At 54.9% G+C, this 19133-nt stretch carries 14 protein-coding genes; 3 read left to right on the forward strand and 11 right to left on the reverse strand.

Annotated elements, in window-relative coordinates:
* Positions 1 to 26: 26 nt before the first annotated feature.
* The 10 genes from PBOR_RS32540 to PBOR_RS32585 all read right to left on the reverse strand — a co-directional run bounded on the left by PBOR_RS32540 (position 27) and on the right by PBOR_RS32585 (position 11020).
* Entirely contained in the window at positions 27 to 479 is a 453-nt protein-coding gene (locus tag PBOR_RS32540) for a GNAT family N-acetyltransferase (RefSeq protein WP_042220174.1), read from the reverse strand.
* A gap of 61 nt (positions 480 to 540) precedes the next feature.
* Positions 541 to 1680 (reverse strand): type 2 isopentenyl-diphosphate Delta-isomerase, encoded by a 1140-nt coding sequence (fni, locus tag PBOR_RS32545; RefSeq protein WP_081972275.1) that lies wholly within the window; start codon positions 1678 to 1680, stop codon positions 541 to 543.
* A gap of 151 nt (positions 1681 to 1831) precedes the next feature.
* Positions 1832 to 3307 carry a phytoene desaturase family protein gene (locus PBOR_RS32550; protein WP_042218135.1) on the reverse strand — a complete coding sequence of 492 codons (1476 nt, stop codon included), beginning with the start codon at positions 3305 to 3307 and terminating at the stop codon, positions 1832 to 1834.
* Positions 3304 to 4458: a glycosyltransferase family 2 protein gene (locus tag PBOR_RS32555; protein WP_052429740.1), complete on the reverse strand. Its 1155-nt coding sequence runs from the start codon at positions 4456 to 4458 to the stop codon at positions 3304 to 3306. Before PBOR_RS32555 ends, PBOR_RS32550 begins: the two co-directional genes overlap by 4 nt.
* Positions 4455 to 5195, reverse strand: coding sequence for a lysophospholipid acyltransferase family protein (locus tag PBOR_RS32560; protein ID WP_042218137.1), 741 nt, complete (start codon positions 5193 to 5195; stop codon positions 4455 to 4457). The genes PBOR_RS32555 and PBOR_RS32560 overlap by 4 nt, the downstream gene beginning before the upstream one ends.
* On the reverse strand, positions 5164 to 5949 hold the full coding sequence (locus PBOR_RS32565) for a carotenoid biosynthesis protein (RefSeq protein ID WP_042218138.1): 786 nt from the start codon (positions 5947 to 5949) through the stop codon (positions 5164 to 5166). Before PBOR_RS32565 ends, PBOR_RS32560 begins: the two co-directional genes overlap by 32 nt.
* 2 nt (positions 5950 to 5951) lie before the next feature.
* Positions 5952 to 6812 (reverse strand): phytoene/squalene synthase family protein, encoded by an 861-nt coding sequence (locus PBOR_RS32570; protein ID WP_042218140.1) that lies wholly within the window; start codon positions 6810 to 6812, stop codon positions 5952 to 5954.
* The gene (locus PBOR_RS32575) at positions 6802 to 8325 is read right to left on the reverse strand and encodes a phytoene desaturase family protein (RefSeq protein ID WP_042218141.1); all 1524 of its coding nucleotides are present in this window, start codon (positions 8323 to 8325) and stop codon (positions 6802 to 6804) included. The genes PBOR_RS32570 and PBOR_RS32575 overlap by 11 nt, the downstream gene beginning before the upstream one ends.
* On the reverse strand, positions 8322 to 9878 hold the full coding sequence (locus tag PBOR_RS32580) for a phytoene desaturase family protein (RefSeq protein ID WP_081972276.1): 1557 nt from the start codon (positions 9876 to 9878) through the stop codon (positions 8322 to 8324). Before PBOR_RS32580 ends, PBOR_RS32575 begins: the two co-directional genes overlap by 4 nt.
* A gap of 212 nt (positions 9879 to 10090) precedes the next feature.
* Complete coding sequence (locus PBOR_RS32585; RefSeq protein WP_245647965.1) at positions 10091 to 11020, reverse strand: MerR family transcriptional regulator; 930 nt, start codon at positions 11018 to 11020, stop codon at positions 10091 to 10093.
* 283 nt (positions 11021 to 11303) lie between these two features.
* Here PBOR_RS32585 and PBOR_RS32590 point away from each other — a divergent pair, with 283 nt between their 5' ends.
* Positions 11304 to 12848 (forward strand): phospholipase D family protein, encoded by a 1545-nt coding sequence (locus PBOR_RS32590; RefSeq protein ID WP_081972277.1) that lies wholly within the window; start codon positions 11304 to 11306, stop codon positions 12846 to 12848.
* Positions 12849 to 12913: 65 nt separating this feature from the next.
* Here the strand turns inward: PBOR_RS32590 and cls are convergent, their stop codons facing one another.
* Complete coding sequence (gene cls, locus PBOR_RS32595) at positions 12914 to 14422, reverse strand: cardiolipin synthase (RefSeq protein WP_042218144.1); 1509 nt, start codon at positions 14420 to 14422, stop codon at positions 12914 to 12916.
* Between the two features lie 237 nt (positions 14423 to 14659).
* On the opposite strand from cls, the gene PBOR_RS32600 reads away from it, so the two are divergent.
* Positions 14660 to 15574: a TetR/AcrR family transcriptional regulator gene (locus PBOR_RS32600; RefSeq protein ID WP_052429741.1), complete on the forward strand. Its 915-nt coding sequence runs from the start codon at positions 14660 to 14662 to the stop codon at positions 15572 to 15574.
* Positions 15575 to 15621: 47 nt separating this feature from the next.
* A complete protein-coding gene (locus PBOR_RS32605) occupies positions 15622 to 18792 on the forward strand; it encodes an efflux RND transporter permease subunit (protein ID WP_042218146.1) in 3171 nt (1056 codons plus the stop codon).
* Positions 18793 to 19133 lie beyond the last annotated feature (341 nt).

Genomic DNA, 19133 nt, shown 5'->3' on the forward strand with positions numbered 1-19133 from the left:
AAGAGCTGCAGCTAATTACCCTACACCTAGAGTGTTTTGGACATCGTAATATCCGTAACCAGGAAGCCCATTTTCTTATACAGCTCAAAAGCACGGTCATTCTGGCCAAAGACATGCAGTCCGATCCGGGTCACATTCATCTTCCGGGCCTCTTCATCCAGCGCAGCCAGTGACTGCTTGCCGTACCCTTTACTCTGGAAAGGTTCAAAAATATAAAAGTCGTAGATGAACGCCTCCCGGACTCCCCGGTTCTCGTTCACATTAAACCAGATGTACCCGGCTTCAGCTTCGCTCTCAACCTCTACTATAGAATAGAGGTAAGCCCCCTCTGTGTAGAGTCCTCTGGGCAGGAAACGTGTCATTTCTTCCTGGGACAGTTTCATGGCAGTCTCAGCATCCCAGGCTCCGGCCTTTATTTTGTCCTCTGCGTAATCACGGGTGGATTGTCTTAAGAAAAATTGAAATGTTGATTCGTCCATTTGGACCAGTTTAATCATTGTTTTTTAGCCCTTCCTGTAATTCCATATTAATCGGCTTGCTCTAACGCCGGATAAGACGCGGGGTACCGCGCAGGGAAGCAAGATCCGGCGCACCGATGCCGAACATGACCGTGCGCAGCTCCAGTTCAACCTGTGCCAGCGCCCGGTCCAGCGCCTCCTCGGAGCTGACGGCCGGCCCGAGCAGATTCCGCCCGAAGCCGGCCAGATCGGCCCCCAGCGCCAGCGCCTTGGCGGCATCCACACCATGCTTCAGCCCGCCGCTGCCGATAAGCGCTCCGCGGGGCGAGATGGCCCGCACCTCGCCGATGCACTCCGCCGTGGGAATCCCCCAGTCCGCGAAGGCCTCCGCCGCAGCACGCCGCACCGGGTCCGTGCTGCGGAACTTCTCTACCTGGCTCCAGGATGTGCCGCCCGCACCGGCAACGTCGATAAAGGCAGCACCTGCATTATACAGCAGGGCTGCGGTTTCTCCGTCAATGCCCCAGCCCACCTCTTTGATACCTACCGGCACTTCAAGGTTACGGCATAACGACTCTATCCGTTTCAGCAGGGAGGCGAAGCCGGTATCTCCCTCCGGCTGGAACACTTCCTGCAGCCCGTTCAGATGCAGAACCAGCCAGTCCGCCCCGGCAATCTCTACCGCGCGGCGGCACTCTTCAACACCGAAGCCGTAGGAGAGCTGCACCGCCCCGACATTGGCAATGACCGGAATCGTGGGTGCCTTATCGCGCACATGGAAAGAGGCCGCCAGCTCTGCACGCTCTACTGCGGCGCGGACAGAACCTACACCGAGGGCCCAGCCCCGGCGCTCGGCTGCTTCGGCGAGCCGGGCGTTAATGTGCCCGGTCGCCTCGCTCCCCCCGGTCATAGAGCTGATCAGCAGCGGTGTCCGCAGCTTCCGGCCAAGAAATTCGGTACCGAGCCCGATCTCCTCAAAGTTCAGCTCCGGGAGTGCATTGTGGCGGAACCGGTACTGCTCGAAGCCGGTGGTAATTCCACTGCCGGTAACGTCTTCATTCAGGCAGAGCCGCACATGCTCAATCTTCCGTTCCCCGGTTCTGGAGTCAGGCAGCAGAGATTTATGGCCCCCAGTATCTGCTGCCTGCGGTGCTGCCCCGTGCTCTGTGCCCGCCTGCTGTTCCGGACTTCGCGGCACACCGTCCTGCGGCATATGATTCATGCTGTCTTCCTCCGTTCTACCCCTGTATTCATATATGTCCGGTAGCATGAGACGCTACTTATAGGCTGCTTATAGGCTTCTTAAGCACAAGTACATTTCATTATAGCACAACACCGCCCGGCAGTTGACAGCGGGCGGATTCCTGCTGTCTTTATTGACAGCCGGCAATATACTCACCCACCAGCCTTCCGGACAAGGATACAACCGGCGTCCCTCCTCCGGGATGCGTAGTTCCGCCCGCGTACCAGAGTCCCTTAACATCCCTGGAACGGTTCCCCGGGCGGGAGAAGGTCTGCCTCACCGTATTGGAGGATATCCCGTAAATAGCCCCGCGGTGCGCCAGAGTATCCTCAGCGATATCCCGTGGGGTATACCGCTGCAGGACATCCGCTTGGGACACCCCTGTGATCCCATGCCCCTCCAGCACGGACAGCACACGTTCCCCGTAGGCAGCGGTTTCTTCGTTCCAGTCACAGGCAGTGCTCAAATACGGCGCATTGGCCAGTATAAAAAGATTGCTGCCGCCCGGCGGCGCCAGCTCAGGCTCGGAATAACCCGAGTGGCATACATAGACCGCAGGCTGCTGCGGAGGACGTTTATGCTTAAAGATATCCTTGAATTCCTGTTCATAGTTCTCAGGGAAAAAGACCGTATGGTGCAGCAGGGTATCATATCTGCGCGGTACTCCCGCCAGCGTCACCAGTCCTGATAAGGACGGCTCGTAGGCTTCAATCTTGCGGTCTGTCATTCCCGGACGGTTGTCTTCGGGCAGCAGCATGCGGTTAATGCTCAGCACATCACCGCCTGCTATAACAGTCTTGGCCGGATAGAATCCTTGAGCCGTATCCACACCTTCCACAGCGCCGGAAACTACAGAAATCCCCGTGACCTCCGTACCTGTAATCAGCTGTACGCCCAGCTCCCCGGCAAGTGTGGCTAAGCCCTTGATCAGCTCATAGGTTCCGCCCCTGACACCATATACGCCTTCCTTGATTTCCAGATGTCCCAGCATGGCAAATATCGAGGGAGCACGATACGGCGAAGATCCGACATATGTGGCATAACGCCCCAGCATAGCCAGGGTGTTCGGATGACTGAAATAACGGAGCAACAGGGCGTGCAGACTGAGAAAAGGTCTAACGCTCAGCAGGTCCCGCACAAGAGACGGCGATAGCTTATCCCGCCAGGACAGCAGCAGCCTGTTCAGGAACTGCTGCTCGCTGAGCTGATATAGACGCGAGGCTTCGGCCAGAAAGTCCGGATAACGTACAGCATCTGCAGGACTATAAGATGCAATCTGCTCCTTCATTGACTCGATATTGCGGGAGAAATCAACGGTCTTGCCGTCTGCGAATACATTCCGGGTCCGCGGTTCAAGTTCATACAGCTGGACATAGTCCTCCATGCGGGTTCCGGCAAGCTCATACAACGAACTGAAGACATGCGGCATCGTAATGGTGCTCGGACCACGGTCGAACGTGTATCCTCCCGCTTCAACACGCTGCAGCTTGCCGCCCGGCTGCTGCTGCCGTTCCAGCACGGTTACCTCCCAGCCTTTGACGGCCAGTGTTACCGCGCAGGACAGCCCGCCGAATCCGGCACCTATAATCACAGCCTTCGGTTTCATAAATAACGCCTTCCTTTCCATTCGTAGCCTCCCCGGGACCGGCTTCCGCGCCAGGATGCCATGGCAATCAAGGACAGGCAGAGTATACTGGCGGGCAGAAGCAGACAGAACCATACCGGCTGCCTGCCGGCTGCATCACTGATCCGCTTGATGGCAATCCCGGTTAGCACAGCAACAGCAGGCATGACTGCAGACGATGGCAGTCCGCTTATGCAATAGTACAAGACTGCAATAACCGGCAGAATATAGAGCGTTAAGTACATCATAAGCACAGCCAGCAGGAGCACAGGGCTGCGGCCAACACCGGCATAGATATTCTTGCGGTAGCCATTCCACACTTCTCTGGCATTGTGATACATCCGCATTGAAGCATGATCTGTGATATCTGCTAGGATTACCGGTTCTCCCGCCCGCTTCACCGCACGGGCCAGCGCCATATCATCGACCAGTTCACCACGGATCGATTCATGCCCGCCGCAGCGGGTATAAATGTCCCGGCGGATCAGGATGAAGCCCCCATGCGCCGCAACAAAACGCGGGTCTCTTGAGCTGCGGACGAGCGGAACCGGCAGGTGGCAGATGACCGTGAAGACCATCAGGGGAACCACCAGCCGCTCCAGCCATGTGCCGGTAACCTGCCGGGGAAATCCAGTAACCATGCCGCCGCCCTGGGCTTCGGCCGCAGAGAGGGCCGCCTGCAAAGCCCGCGGCTGCAGGCGGACATCCGCATCCAGGAACAGCAGCCAGTCACCGCCTGCAGCCTCCGCCAGCTGGGCACAGGCATGGGATTTGCCCAGCCAGCCTTCCGGCAGCTCCCGTCCCCGCAGGACACATGCCCTGTCACCAAGGGCTGCAGCGGCAATCGCTCCGGTTCCGTCCGTCGAAGAATCATCCAGCACTCTGATTTCCACCTCTATCCCGCTGGTGCTGCAAGCCAGCACTGAGGAAAGACATTCCGCAATATTACCCGCTTCATTCCGGGCGGGGATCAGCACGGACAAGCGCCGTACTTTGGACGCCGCCATAGGTTGTACTTCTGAATCCCCTGGGCCCGGCCCAGCCCCCAGTTTAGGAAGCTGCGCTGCATTCCACAGCGCAAACAGCAGCTGGAGCAGCAGTATACCGGATATGATCTGAAAGACCGTGATCATCCGCTCCCCCTGCCCGGCCTCAGTATATCAAGCCATTCGTTGGTCGATCTTCCCCGCTTAAGGAGCGGTCTGAATTCTTCCGGCATGTGACCTTTATGATTAAGGATCTGATTGCGGTGCGCCTCCAGTTGTCCGCCAAGCGCAGCCTCCAGGCTGCGGGCAATGTCTGAGCGGTTCATATCCGCCCAAGGCAGAATCTGCGGGATTCCGGCCAGCAGCGTTGCTTCCGGTTTGGTATGACGGAACAACCCATGGTATAGCGTTACCGGCACTACAGCAGTCAGCGGGCTAAGGCGCAGAACAAGCGCTGCACCCTCTTTCAGGCTCAGCGGACGATGCTCCAGCGGCAGAATTTCGCCTTCCGGATACATCCAGACACGCTCTCCCGCCTGCAGCAGCCCGGCTGTATACCGCAGTGAAGCCCGCAGGTCACCCGTACTGCCGGAGTTAATAGAATAAGCGCCAAGCTTCCGGAAGAAGGCATATTTGCGCAGCTGCTCCTCTTCCATCATGAAGTAGTGCCTGCTTCCGGCCAGTTTACCCGCCGCATGATAGGCGAGCAGACCATCCCACCATGAACTGTGATTCATGAGATAGAGAATACCTCTGCCTTCGGCCGTTGCAGGCTGCAAATCCCCGCAAATTCCGATGGAATGGAAATGCCTGCGCAGCAGATAAAGTGAATTATAGCGGTAGAACAAGCGGTCAAAGCTTCCCGACTTGACGGCTTCCAGCATAACGCAAGCTCCCTTCAGCCAGAGCAGTGCCTGCTCCGGCGATCACTGCACAACCCGGCAGCCCCTCTGTAAGACTAACAAGACCGAACAGAATCAGCATCGCCTGGTACAGGCGGGTACCGCGGCGGGCAGCAAGGCAGGTAACCGGCACAGCCGGCAGCAGCATGGACAAGGCGGCGCCGGCAATCAGCCAGCCGCCGAAGTTGCTCCAGGGCACCTGATAGAATCCGCCGATTCCTTCCCAGTGCCAGAAGTTCCTGGCATGGGCAACGGGATCAAGCACCAGATCCAGAAGCACCGTCCAGAATCCGACCTGAACAGCCCGCAGCAGCCGCAAGCGCAAGCCGCGCTGCCCGAAATCATAGCTGATAAGTACGGCATTGCAGACTACAGCGATCCAGGCGAAGCCCAGTGTAACAGGCACGCCAAACAACAAAGGTCCGAGCACCGCAGAGTAGTGATATTCGCCGAACAACCGGCCCGAATGAACGCCTGCCCATTCGACAGCCATTCCCCCCACCCAGATCAGGCCAGCAGCACGCCATATTGAATGTTTACGGCGGCGTTCAGCTTCAATGACTGACCAGTCAGACATGAAGGGCCATGCTTGCCCTGCAGATAATAAATGCGCAGCATATGCAGCATACAAGACCAGAAATAAACCATTCGAGAAACGCAGACTTTCCGGAATCCCCAACCAGATCAGCAGCAGAGCGCCGATGGCATACCAGATCCAAAACAGGGTTCTGATCATAATTACACCACCACGGTTTGTATACCGGTATAGCGCACAACCGTACGCCGGAACAGCTTGAGCTTGGCTTCATCGCTGACATAAGACCGCTTGTGGAATACGTCATAACCGTCACCCTCTACCGCATCAAGGATGGCGGCATAGAAGGCGGCCGCGAGTTCAATTGCCATGCCGCTCTCCCAAGGATACGTATGCACATTCTCCAGTCCTTTTTCAAACCAGTGCAGCGCCTCGGCCCTGAGCTCCTCAAGCACAGCGATAAACGGCTCATTAACCTCTCCGGCTTCCAGCTCCTGCTGGCTGTATCCCTGTCTCTCCATGACTTCAAGCGGAACATATCTTCGTCCTCTCCGCAGGTCCTCGCCCACATCGCGGATAATATTCACCAGCTGCATGCCTATACCCAGAGATATCCCTGCGGCCCGTGCCGCTTCATTCTGATCATCCCGCAGAACGGGCAGCAGCATTTCCCCGACGGTCCCCGCTACAAGATAGCAATAGCTCTTCAGCTGCTCCAGCGTTTCATACCGGGTGAAGGAGAGATCTCTGATCTGGCCTTCCATCTGCAGATGAAAAGGCTCACGCTGAAGCTGCGGGAAGCTGCTGAACAGCCAGCGCAGCGCCGGCCAGATGAAATGTCCGTCTGCCGCCTCTAGATCACTGAAATGCGCCTTCAATTCATGAATGCTGTACGGCGAGCTGTCAGGCTCATCCACACTGTCATCAATAATCCGGCAGAAGGCATAAATAACATGTACCGCCTCACGCCTGGGACTTGGCAGAAAATTAAAAGCCTTATAAAAAGAAGTAGACCCTTTCTTCATCAGCTCTTCGCATTGCTGCAATATCCCTTCATTCACCATGACCGCTCATCTCCTTTATCAGTTCTTGAACCGCCAGCCTGGCTCCTTGCATTACAATCGGCACACCCCCGCCGGGATGGACGGATGCTCCTGCGGCATACAGGCCTTGGAGCGGATAAGGCTTCGGCTGGGGCCGGAATACACCCGATTGGCTTAACAACGGGGCAATTCCGAAGCTGCCGCCCCCGTACAGCCCTTCCTTCCGGGCATCCGCCGGCGTTCTAAGCTTGCGCCAGACTATACTGGCGGTAAGCCCCGGGAATCCGCGCTTCTCGGCATCCCTGAGCACCTTGCCGGCCAGCGCTTCGGCGATATCCTCCCAATCCTTATCCGTTGCTGCCGGAACAGGGACAAGGAAATAGAGCATACTTTCTCCGGGAGGAGCCGCACTGTCGTCCAGCACTACCGGATTGAACACATAATAAGAAGAATCTGCAGGAATCTGCCCGCGGTCAAACACCTCATGGAGACTGCTATCCAGATTGTCAGGCAAGAAGAACTGGTGAACCTGAGACTGCGGCCAACGCTTGGACACAGCTGCATAGATGAGCAGGCAGCCTGAGGAAGGTGTGAAGCTGCCGCGCCGGATCGGTTTATCAGTAGCGCCGCTTGTCTTATTTGTAGTTCCGGCTAGATTCTTGTCCTGCTTAAACAACCCGGACGGAAGCAGCTTCTCAATATGCGGGAAGTCACCGTTATACAGCACAGCATCATAGGTTATCTGCCGGCCTTGAACGACGACCCCGCGGCATCTTCCTCCTTCTACCATCAGGGAATCCACTTCTGTACTGGTATGAATCTGTACTCCGCGGCCCTCCAGCTCCCGGGCAATGATCTGCGGCAGGGTGCTATATCCCCCCTTCAGCATCCAGATACCGAAGGCATGCTCAGCGTAGGGAAGCATCGTATAGATTCCCGGTGTACGGAAAGGGGCTCCGCCGATATACAGGCTCTGCAGGGAGAAGGCATCCCTTAGCTCCTCATGCCGGAAATATTGCCCGACTGCCGAGCGCAGACTTCTGTATGCCCGAAGACGGACCATCAGCGACAAATTAGCCGGGCTGAAAAATTCGCGTCCGTTCTTATAGCCTCTCTCCAGAAACGATGCCCTGCCCTTTGGATACAGCTGTGACATATCTTTCATAAACCGCAGGAAGCCCTTGCCTTCTCCAGGATACAGCCGGTCAATCTCCTCTGCCTGCTCCGCGGCCCCCGCAAATTTGGTCAATACTCGCCCGCTCCTGAAGTGAACCCGGTAAAGCGGATCACAGCGCAGCAGCTCCAGACTTCCGCGCGGCAGCCCGCCTTCCTCCAGAATATCCAGAAGCATCTCCGGCAGCAGCACGATGGTCGGCCCGCGGTCTATCCGGTAGCGGCCCTGTTCTTCAAAGGCGACGCGCCCGCCCGCCTGGCTTGCGCGCTCGTACATTACAACCTCATGCCCCTGCCGGGTAAGCAGCAGCGCTGCGGTCAGCCCGCCAATTCCGCTGCCCACAACGGCTACACGGCTCATAGCGGAACCCCCGCGCCCGCGCCGGTAGCGCCGGCCGGCACGGTGAAGCTGCCTCGCAGGGCCTGGTCATGCTCACGCAGCAGCCGCGCACTGATCTTGGCCGACTCGAAGATCGTTGGCAAGCCGCTGCCCGGATGGGTTCCGCCTCCGACCAGCCAGATGCCGCGCACCTCCTCGAAGGTGTTATGCGGCCGCAAATGCATCATCTGCCCCAGATTATGGGCCAGATTGAAGGTTGCGCCGTTATATACATTCAGCTTGTTCTGCCAGTCCAGCGGAGAGAAGAACAGCCGCTCTTCCACCCGTCCCGTTAATCCTGCAAGCTGAGGGATCTGCTCCAGACGCTCCATCATCTGCGCTTCAACTTCCGCACTCTCCTGCTGCCAGTTGATCTCTGCACTCAGATTAGGCACCGGCATCAGCACATAGAGCGAAGACTTGCCCGGCGGCGCCAGCGTCTTATCGGTAACCGACGGATTATGGACGTATATGGAAGGGTCTTCGGATAATACCCCCAGCTTAGTAATTTCTTCGACATTACGCCGGTAATTGGCGGAGAAATGAACAGAATGGTGACCCAGCTCCACCTCTCCATCGACACCCAGATACAGCATGGCTGTTGAACAGGAGTATCTTTTCCGGGCAACCTTGCCGGGGGTGTACCGCTTCAGAATGCCGGGCTCGAACAGCTGCGTCATCGCAGAGCCGAAGTCGGCCCCGATCACAACGTAATCCGCATCCACCCGCTCCCCGTTCTCCAGCAGCAATCCTGCCGCATGCCCGTTCTTGACGACTATGCGCTTCACTCCGCTGGAGGTGTGCACTTGCCCGCCATGCTCCTGAATCACCTTAGACATCGCCTGAAGGACACGGTTAATTCCGCCTATCGGATGGTACAAGCCGTAACGGTGCTCCATGTAGGACAGGATCGTGAACGTACCGGGACATTCCCAGGGCGACATCCCCAGATATTTAGCCTGAAAGGTAAACGAGAACCGCAGCCGTTCATCGTCAAAATACCGGGACAGCCGGTTGTATACATTATCTGCGGCGTTCAGCTTAGGCAACGCGTGCAATACATCTCTTTTCATATAATCGCCCAGGGATTGGAACGGACGCTGCAGCAGCGGAATGACTCTCTCCAGCTTATCGGCTTCATCGGCCATAAACCGGCGGTAGCCGCTCCCGTTGCCGGGAAACAGCCGCTCAATCTCTCCGGCAGTCTGTTCCTGGTCTGTAGAAGGTGTAAACACGGTATCTCCGAAATGGAGTGAATATAGCGGGTCAAGCGGCTTCAAGGATACATAATCATGCACGGAACGTCCTGCCAGGGCGAACAGCTCCTCCAGCAGATGCGGCATCATCAAAAAGGTAGCCCCCCGGTCAAAACGGTACCCGCCCAGCTTGAGCTCTCCTGATCTTCCGCCAACCGTATCCTGCTTCTCATATAGATCCACTGCGTAGCCTTCGGCGGCCAGCAGCATAGCTGCGGCCAGTCCGCCCGGTCCTGCGCCTATTATTGCAACTTTTGCGGTACGTTTGGGTCCAGTCAAGCGCCTTCCTCCTTATACCTGTCTGTCATGAGGCAGATAACTCTTTTCAAACATTATACAAAAACTATACAAGTATGATACAAATATCATACATACTTTGCAGCGCCATGTAAATATCAGCAGTTGGACTTCCAATAATTAGAGTGCTCCTCTATAAAATCAAAAAAAAGAACCGGTCGGCCACCTCAATGGGCACCGATCGGTTCTAAGAGCTATATTCGATGTTGTATTCCGGCAAACTCCCGGTCAAACCAGGCTTGCCACTGCTCCGGGGGCTCATCCAGCTTATAGGTCGCCCTGGTGGCTTGCGGACCAGCCGTTTCATACGCTTTGCCGCCGACAATGAACTGCAGCTCCGGGTGCAGGCTGCCGAGCCGTTTAAGCAAATCCTCACAGTACGGCACAAGCTCTTCATCCGTAACGGACAGGCATACCGCCCCGATCCGGCCTTGCTTCTCCAGCAGATCCATAACGCCTTCCTCGGGCGTATTGGCCCCCAGGTAAATGACCTCAACCCCGTTCTTACGTAGAAAAAGCGAGAACAGCAGCAGTCCTATCTGATGATGTTCTCCCGCCGGACAAAAGGCGAGCACCTTCGGCAAATGCGCATAAACGGGAAACACATGAAAAAACTGGGACAGCCGGTTAGAGATCATATGTGTCATATAATGCTCCTGGGCTACCGTTGCCGTCCCTTCTTCCCAGGCATCGCCAACCTTGACCAGAACCGGCACAAGCACCTGATACACCATTGCCTCATAGCCATACAGCGAGAACCCGAAATCAATTAATGCATCCGCCCGTTCGCCCTGAATTTCGTGTAATGCTGTATAGATCTGCTGCTTCATTTTGTCAATGGCATCTCTGGGGTCGCCGCCCGACGCGTTCAGACGTTCATCCAGATGTTTCTGCTTACGCATCTTCAGCATCCGCACGGCATGGGAAATACTGATGCCCTGCTTCTCCGTCTGTTCCTTCAACCAGCGAAGGTCCTCGATATTCTCCTGGCTGTACAGCCTGTATCCGGATTCGGTACGTTCCGGAACAACAGCCTGATACCTGTTCTCCCACGCCCGCAGAGTGACAGAAGGAATATCGAGCATTTCGACGACCTGTTTGATGGAATACACGATGTATCTCACACTCTTTTCCTATTTACACTGAATACTTTTGAAGATTCAAACCTTATACAAATTATTTACACTCATTATACATTCGCATCTCTCTTATGTCATTAGAACTTGTATAACCCAGCTTTACAGGAACGATACGGTATAAATCCGGTGATTTTAGCAAAAATAGATCTTTCAGGTGATTTTGCAGTCAGCTGCTTCACTTCTCCTTAGCGGGCGTTAATAGGTAGTTACAATGCCGCGCCAGGACATACGAGCTCTGGTTCCGCAGCACACCCAGGAGGATTATCCCATGAATCAAGGCAGCCGCTCCATCACACCTGAACAGTCGCAGCTAACCATAGCTTCCGGTGCGATCACGACACCCCGCAAGCGGAAGCCGCAGCTTATCCTGCGCCGCCGCTCCAAAATACTGATTGCCGTCGTCCTTCTCTTTATATGGCTTGCCGGGGTAATGATCTACCAGACCCATAAACCGCTGCCTCCCGGGCTTTCAACCGAGAGCCTTGCTTATAAGGTGGAGAACGTAGCCTTCTGGCATGATCTGACCTATCAGGACAGCAGCGGGGCTGAAGCAAGAGAAGAGCAGATTCTCCCGAGAATCCTGCAGATTATCGGAGAGTCCAGAGAATTCCTCGTAATCGATCTGTTCCTGTTCAATAATTATACCCACACAGACCAGCAGTTCCCTGCAGTCAGCCAGGAGCTTACCGATAAGCTTGTCGCTCAGAAAGCCGCCTATCCCGGGCTGGAAATCGTCTTCATCACCGACGAGGTAAATACAAATTACGGTTCCGCCCCCAATTCCCTGCTGGAAGAGATGAAAGCCGCCGGAATCAAGGTTATTATGACGGATGTGGATGCGCTGCGTGATTCGACCCCGGCCTACTCCGCAGTATGGCGCACCTTCATTCAGTGGTTCGGACAATCCGGCAAGGGCTGGATTCCGAATCTTATGGCCAGCGGAGGACCCGATATTACCGCACGTTCGTATCTGAAGCTGCTCAATGTCAAGGCCAATCACCGTAAAGTAGTGCTCAGCGAGAACACCGCACTGATCTCTTCCGGGAACGTGCATGATGCCAGCGCCTATCACTCCAATATTGCCCTTGAGGTGCAGGGCCCCATTCAGGCCGATATTCTGCAGAGCGAGCAGGCTGCCGCTGACCTCTCGGGAGCGGGCCCATTGCTGAGCAAGACACCGGAATTCAAGCCGCAAGCCAGCACCACCGGAGAGCCGCAGTCCGAAGTACGCTATTTAACGGAGGGCAAGGTATACAAGTACGCGCTGGAGGGCATTAACGCTGCACAAAAGGGGGATGTCGTCTGGATGGGCATGTTCTATCTGGCGGACGACGGAATTATTGATGCCCTGCTTGAGGCGGATGCCCGCGGTGCTGAAGTAAGGCTGCTGCTGGACCCCAATCAGAATGCCTTCGGGCGGGACAAGATCGGCATCCCGAACCGCCCGGTTGCGATGGAGCTGAGCCGGAAGTCGGCAGGGAGTATCGCAATCCGCTGGTACAATACGGGCAAGGAGCAGTATCACACCAAGCTGTTGTTCATTGCCAAGGCGACCGGCAACTCCATCGTCCTGGGCGGATCAACGAATTTCACAGCCCGTAATCTGGACGACTACAATCTGGAGAATAACCTTTGGGTATCCGTGCCGCAGGGGCAGCCGCTATATGCTGAAATGGAGAGCTACTTCAACCGTTTGTGGAATAACGAGGGTGCCGAGTACAGCCTGCCGCTGGAGGAATATCAGAGTGAGATTACGTGGATGAAGTACATCCTCTACCGGATGCAGACCCGCCTCGGGTTCACTACTTTCTGATGATGCCATACAAAAGACCGCCGGAGAGCAGCAGCTCCTTCCGGCGGTCTTTATTAGTTACTGCTCTACAGCAGCGGAGACATCAGGCGGGCTGCCGATTCCAGCAGCCGCTCCAGCAGCCGTTTATCCATGAAGGTCTCATGGACAATCTGCCGCGTAGACAGCAGATCGCGTTCGAAGTCTGCGACAATGCGCGAGACGCTCTCGGTCTGCAGCAGCAGCGCATTCACCTCGAAGTTCAGGTGGAAGCTGCGCATGTCCATATTGGCCGTGCCGATGGTCGCAATCTCCCCGTCCGCGATCAGCAGCTTCGAGTGGATGAAGCCTTTCTCATATTCGTAGATCTTCACTCCCGATTCCAGCAGCGCCGGGAAATAGGAATGTGAGGCGAGGAACGGAAGCCATTTATCCGGCTTGGCCGGGAACAGCAGGCGTACATCCAGTCCCGACATTGCGGCTACACGCAGTGCGGTCAGAATATCCTCATCGGGGATAAAGTACGGACTGGCGATCCAAACCGACTTCTCCGCGGAGGTAATCATGGAGAAGAAGATATTCTTCAGCGCACGCCGTTCATTATCCGGTCCGCTGGCAATAATCTGCACCGCTCCGTCTCCGGTCGTGAAGCGCAGCTGCGGGGAGAGATAATCCTGCTCCAGAATCTTCTCGCCGGTGGTGTGCATCCAGTCCTGCAGGAAGATAATCTGCATCGTCCGCACCGCTTCACCTCTCAGCAGCATATGCGTATCGCGCCAGAATCCATAGGTCTTGCTGCGGCTCAGGTATTCATCCCCGACATTCAATCCGCCCATGAATCCGACATCGCCGTCGATGACAACAATCTTGCGGTGATTCCGGTAATTCACCCGGCTGGAGAAAAAGGACGTGGAATTGCCATAAGCAGCTACTTGAACTCCGGCATCACTCAGCTCTTTGAGGAAGGCTCTGGAGAGCTGCATGCTTCCGACCGCATCATACATAAACCGGACAGCTACGCCCGCACGGGCCTTCTCGATCAGAATCTGCTGAATGCGTGTGCCGATATGGTCCGCCCGGAAAATATAATATTCCATATGAATATGATGCTGGGCCTGCCGCAGCTCAAGCAGCAGCGTGCCGAAGGTCTCTTCACCATTGGTGAGGATCCGCGTCTCTGAGCTGAAGGAGATAGGCGTGCGTGCCAGCCGCTGCGATAATCCCAGCAGCTTCTGGCGTCCGGGACTGAACACCGACCAGTCCTGATGCATGCGCAGCGCGTCATTCTCAATCCGTTCATACGCCATCAGATCGCGCTGCGCTTTCTTATCGTATTTGCGCCGTTTGAACACATTTTGTCCGAACAAAAAATAGAAAACGAGTCCCAGCACCGGAATTAGCGCCAATAGCAAAATCCAGGACATTGTTGTAGATGGATTGCGGTTCTCCATGAAAATACCAAGCCCGATAGAGATGACTGTTAATGTGGAGAAAATACTGATGATGGTGCCGGCTGTACTGCCGAAAATCCCGAATCCGAAATAATAAAAAGCAAGCATAGCTCCTATGATGACTAAAGCCTGCAGTCCTCTTCTCATACGCAACCTACCTTCTCATTCTGCCGTTCATCACCAAACTGACACATTTATATATTACATGAAGAATCCGTTTCTTCCTACTGGAATCCTATATGAAACTATAATTGCAACAATACTGTAACCTCTTCGGAGGGAGCCTGGCTGCTGATTTGTAATGCTGCAGATAATATAATATAATCTCCCTGACCCCACAGTCAATTACAGAACCCGGGAGTCAGAAGGGGGATACAGTCAGCAGTGACCGCTAAAAGTATTACAAAAAAAGAGCAAATCATCAAGACAGCAATGCAGCTATTCGCTGTAAAAGGTTCATCCTCCACCTCCATGCAGGAGATTGCCGAATTATGCGGGATCTCCAAGGGAAGTCTCTATCTGTTATTCAAATCCAAGGAGGAGCTCGAACGCAGCATTTACATATATTGCTTCCGGATGATCCATGATCCCTTGCAGCGTGAAGAACAGGAAGTCCGGAGAACCCCGCGGGAGCAGCTGCGCAACCAGATTGAAATTCTGCTTAGTCATGTATACGAGCTGCGCGAGTTTTTGCAGCGCCAATTCCAGGAGCTCGCCGGCAAAGGCCATACTGAAATTCCGGAATGGGTGCAAAAGAACAACGCAGGGCTGCTGCTCTGGTTCCAGAATAAGCTGGAGCTTATGTATGGACGTGAGATTCTGCCTTATGCCGGGGAGCTGTGCCTGCTCAGTCACGGCATGATCAACTCCAGCATCAAGCTGTTGTTTGGAGGAGAGACCTCCGTCTCCATCCCTGACCTTGCCGACCGCCTGGTGGACTGGCTGGATATTCTGGTTGCCGGCCTGCTTGCCGGACAGCCCGCTCCCCTGATCTCTTCCGCAGTCCTGGCCCGATGGGCGGATAGTTCCGGGGAGAGCCAGCGCCAGAACCCGCTCCAGCTGATCAAGGCTATGAAGCTGCTGCTTAGCGATGCTGCAAGTTCTGAACAGGACACTGCAGAAGACGGGCTGGAATCACTGAACATTCTGGAAAGCGAAATCCTTACCTCGCACCCCCGCAAGGCGATTATTCAGGGCATGCTCGCTAATCTCCAAGGGTACCCTGTACTGGCAGGAGAACTCAGTACGCTGAAGAAGCTATTTTCTCCCTATATGCAGACTTCCTGCGGGCTTCATTAACTCGGACAAATGCCAAGATTATAGATACTGGAGGGTTCACTTAACTAATGAAAAGCTTAATTAATTTCTCGCTCCGCAATAAGTTCGCCATATGGCTGCTGACGATTATTATCGTCTTTGCCGGCCTGTACAGCGGGATGACGATGAAACAGGAAACATTGCCGAATATTAGTATCCCTTATCTCAGCATTACTACTATTTATCCCGGAGCAGCACCTGAGGGCGTCGTGAATGATGTCAGCAAACCACTCGAACAGAAATTACGCAACGTGGATGGTGTGAAGATGCTTACCTCCACCTCACTGGAGAATGCCTCCAGTGTCACCATTGAATTCGAATACGGCACGAATCTGGACAATGCCACAGCTGCGGTGCGTGAAGCATTGAACGAGGTTGCTCTGCCGGATGATGTGCAGAAGCCGCAAATCTCCCGCTTCAGCCTCAGCTCACTGCCGGTCATCTCGCTCAGTATTTCTGATGAGAGCTCAGCCGATCTGGAAGAGCTGACCCGTATCGCCGAGAATGATATCCGCCCGGCGCTCGAAGATGTAGAAGGCGTAGCCTCCGTGCAGATTGCGGGCCAATACGTCAAAGAAGTCTCCCTGAAGTTCAATCAGGATAAGCTGAAGCAATACGGCCTGACGGAAGATACGATCAAAGGCATTATTCAAGCCTCCTCTCTGCGGGTTCCGCTCGGCTTGTTCGAAATGGACAAATCGCAGAAGGCTGTTGTGGTCGACGGTAATATTACTACGGTGGAAGATCTGCAGAATGTCAGCATTCCGCTAATTCCTTCCGCGTCTGCTGCAGGTGCTGCGGGAGCGGCTAACGCAGGGGGCACGGCTCCTGGCGCTGCTACTGGTACTGGCACTGCGGGTGACGCTGGAGCTGCGGCTGGCGCAGCTGCCATGACCGGGCTGCCGACAGTGAAGCTGAGTGAACTGGCCACCATTGAGGTGGTCGGCAAATCCGAGTCGATCTCACGGACCAACGGCAAGGAATCGATCGGGATTCAGATTGTGAAGGCCAACGATGCCAATACCGTTGATGTTGTTAACGGCGTCAAGGACAAAACAGAAGAATTGAAGAATCAGTACAAATCCATGGACCTGACCGTGCTGCTCGACCAGGGCAAGCCGATTGAGGATTCCGTGAACACGATGCTGTCCAAGGCCGCGTTCGGTGCCCTGTTCGCCGTGCTCATCATCCTGCTGTTCCTGCGGAATATCCGCTCGACCATTATTTCCATTATCTCGATCCCGCTGTCGCTGCTTATTGCTGTACTCTGCCTGCGGCAAATGGATATTACACTGAATATGATGACACTCGGCGCAATGACCGTCGCTATCGGGCGGGTAGTCGATGACTCCATTGTCGTTATCGAGAACATCTTCCGGCGGCTTACACTGTCCGGCGAGAAGCTGCGCGGCAGAGAGCTGATCAGCGCGGCTACCCGTGAAATGTTCGTGCCGATCATGTCATCAACGATTGTTACAATTGCCGTGTTCCTGCCGCTCGCTTTCGTCAGCGGTATGGTCGGTGAACTATTCCTGCCGTTTGCCTTAACCATGGTATTCGCGCTGCTTGCTTCACTGGTTGTGGCGATTACCCTGGTGCCAGCACTGGCACATACCCTGTTCCGTAACGGACTGAAGAAAAGCAAGGGCAGCCACGACAAACCTGGGGCAATGGCTGCCGGTTATGTCAGAATTCTTAATTGGTGCCTCTCGCATAAACTGATTACCTTCGGCATTGCCGTGCCTCTGCTGGCAGGCAGCCTGTTCCTGATCAAGCCGATCGGCGTCAGCTTCCTGCCTTCCCAGGAGGAGAAGAATGTCACGCTTACCTTCTCCCCCAAAGCCGGCCAGACGCTGGAGGATGTGAAGGAGCAAGGACTCAAAGCCGAGAAATTCATTCTGGCACAGGAGCACTTGGATAAAATGCAATACTCCATCGGCGGCAGCAGCCCGTTCGGGCTCAGCTCCGGGAATTCCGGCCTGTTCTATGTCACTTATGACAGCGATACGCCTGATTTCGATACCGTCAAAGAGGATTTAATTGCTGGCTTAACCAAAGAGGTACCGGATGGCGTGTGGGGCGATCTGTCCGGCATGACGGGCGGCGGCCTTGGCGGCAGTACGCTGACCGTAAATATCTACGGGGACAGTCTGGAGCAGCTTAAACCGGTAGCCGATGAGATTGCCGGGATCGTCCAGGCAGATACCGCTAACTTCAAGGACGGCGAGACCAGCCTCTCCGAATCCTATGATCAATATACGATCGTAGCAGACCAGGCCAAGCTGAGTTCACTGGGCCTTACAGCCGGACAGATTGCCATGAAGCTTAGCCCTGCCGGAACGCGGCCTGTACTGACAGAGGTCGAACTGGATGGCAAGAATTATAATGTCTACATTGAGACTGACAAAGATTCCTATAGCAGTATTGAAGAAATGCAGGCCGCTACACTTACTTCACCGCTGGGCATTACCGTACCGATCGGAGAAGTTGCCCGTATTGAGCAAGGCAATTCGCCGGACTCCATTACCCGCGAGGACGGCAAAATGAAAGTCGATGTGACGGCTGAGATCATCTCCAGCGACATCAACAGCGCTTCAAATGCGGTGCAGGACAAAATCGACGCCCTGGACCTCCCGGATGGCGTAACCATCACCTTCGGCGGAGTCACCGAGCAGATTAATGAAACGTTCGGCCAGCTTGGCATTGCCATGCTTGCGGCAATTGCCATTGTATACTTCGTGCTGGTGGTTACTTTTGGCGGCGGTCTGGCACCGTTTGCGATCCTGTTCTCCCTGCCGTTCACTGTGATCGGCGCTCTCGTCGCTCTGCTCCTGGCAGGCGAGACCTTGAATGTATCGGCACTGATGGGTGCACTGATGCTGATCGGTATCGTTGTCACCAATGCGATCGTGCTGATCGACCGGGTGATTCACAAGGAAAAAGAGGGTATGCCTACCCGTCAGGCATTGCTTGAGGCCGGAGCTACCCGTCTTCGTCCGATTCTGATGACCGCGCTGGCTACCATTGGCGCTCTGCTGCCGCTGGTTACAGGACTTGAGAACAGCGCCGGGATCATCTCCAAGGGACTTGGCGTAACGGTTATCGGCGGCCTCGTCAGCTCTACACTCTTGACCCTGGTTGTTGTGCCCGTAGTCTATGAGTTCCTGATGAGATTCCGCAGTAAGAAGGTATATGAATAATAGCTGAACTTCAGTTTCAGTTATATAATCTGAACGTATGATAATATCGTAAAGCTTAGGTGTCACTACGGTGAATATTTGGACTTCCGGCCGCTGTTGTCTCCAGATTTCTTGATTTATACCGCTTTCGCGGTTGAAATCCAGAGACAAAGGCGGACGCTACCGCTCCTACAGTTCCAAAATCCCCCTTCGATCCTTCACGCTTTTTGTATTTTCATTTGTTCAAGTCATATAAAATGAAAGCTTAAGTTCAAGAGCCGCGAGCAGAAAAAAGGCACCCTTCCGTTGATGGAAGGGTGCCTTTTGTGTTGATGCTGTAATATATAGTGCTACATGCTCTT

Origin of the sequence: Paenibacillus borealis (genome assembly GCF_000758665.1) — a bacterium.
Classification (GTDB): Bacteria; Bacillota; Bacilli; order Paenibacillales; family Paenibacillaceae; genus Paenibacillus_AQ; species Paenibacillus_AQ borealis.

Excerpts from the sequence above, each read along its gene's own strand:
- PBOR_RS32575 (WP_042218141.1), bottom strand. The coding sequence starts at position 8,325 with ATGAGCCGTGTAGCCGTTGTGGGCAGCGGAATTGGCGGGCTGACCGCA.
- cls (WP_042218144.1), bottom strand. The coding sequence starts at position 14,422 with ATGAGAAGAGGACTGCAGGCTTTAGTCATCATAGGAGCTATGCTTGCT.
- PBOR_RS32590 (WP_081972277.1), top strand. The coding sequence starts at position 11,304 with ATGAATCAAGGCAGCCGCTCCATCACACCTGAACAGTCGCAGCTAACC.
- fni (WP_081972275.1), bottom strand. The coding sequence starts at position 1,680 with ATGAATCATATGCCGCAGGACGGTGTGCCGCGAAGTCCGGAACAGCAG.
- PBOR_RS32560 (WP_042218137.1), bottom strand. The coding sequence starts at position 5,195 with ATGCTGGAAGCCGTCAAGTCGGGAAGCTTTGACCGCTTGTTCTACCGC.
- PBOR_RS32570 (WP_042218140.1), bottom strand. The coding sequence starts at position 6,812 with ATGGTGAATGAAGGGATATTGCAGCAATGCGAAGAGCTGATGAAGAAA.
- PBOR_RS32540 (WP_042220174.1), bottom strand. The coding sequence starts at position 479 with ATGGACGAATCAACATTTCAATTTTTCTTAAGACAATCCACCCGTGAT.
- PBOR_RS32555 (WP_052429740.1), bottom strand. The coding sequence starts at position 4,458 with ATGATCACGGTCTTTCAGATCATATCCGGTATACTGCTGCTCCAGCTG.
- PBOR_RS32550 (WP_042218135.1), bottom strand. The coding sequence starts at position 3,307 with ATGAAACCGAAGGCTGTGATTATAGGTGCCGGATTCGGCGGGCTGTCC.
- PBOR_RS32605 (WP_042218146.1), top strand. The coding sequence starts at position 15,622 with ATGAAAAGCTTAATTAATTTCTCGCTCCGCAATAAGTTCGCCATATGG.
- PBOR_RS32565 (WP_042218138.1), bottom strand. The coding sequence starts at position 5,949 with ATGATCAGAACCCTGTTTTGGATCTGGTATGCCATCGGCGCTCTGCTG.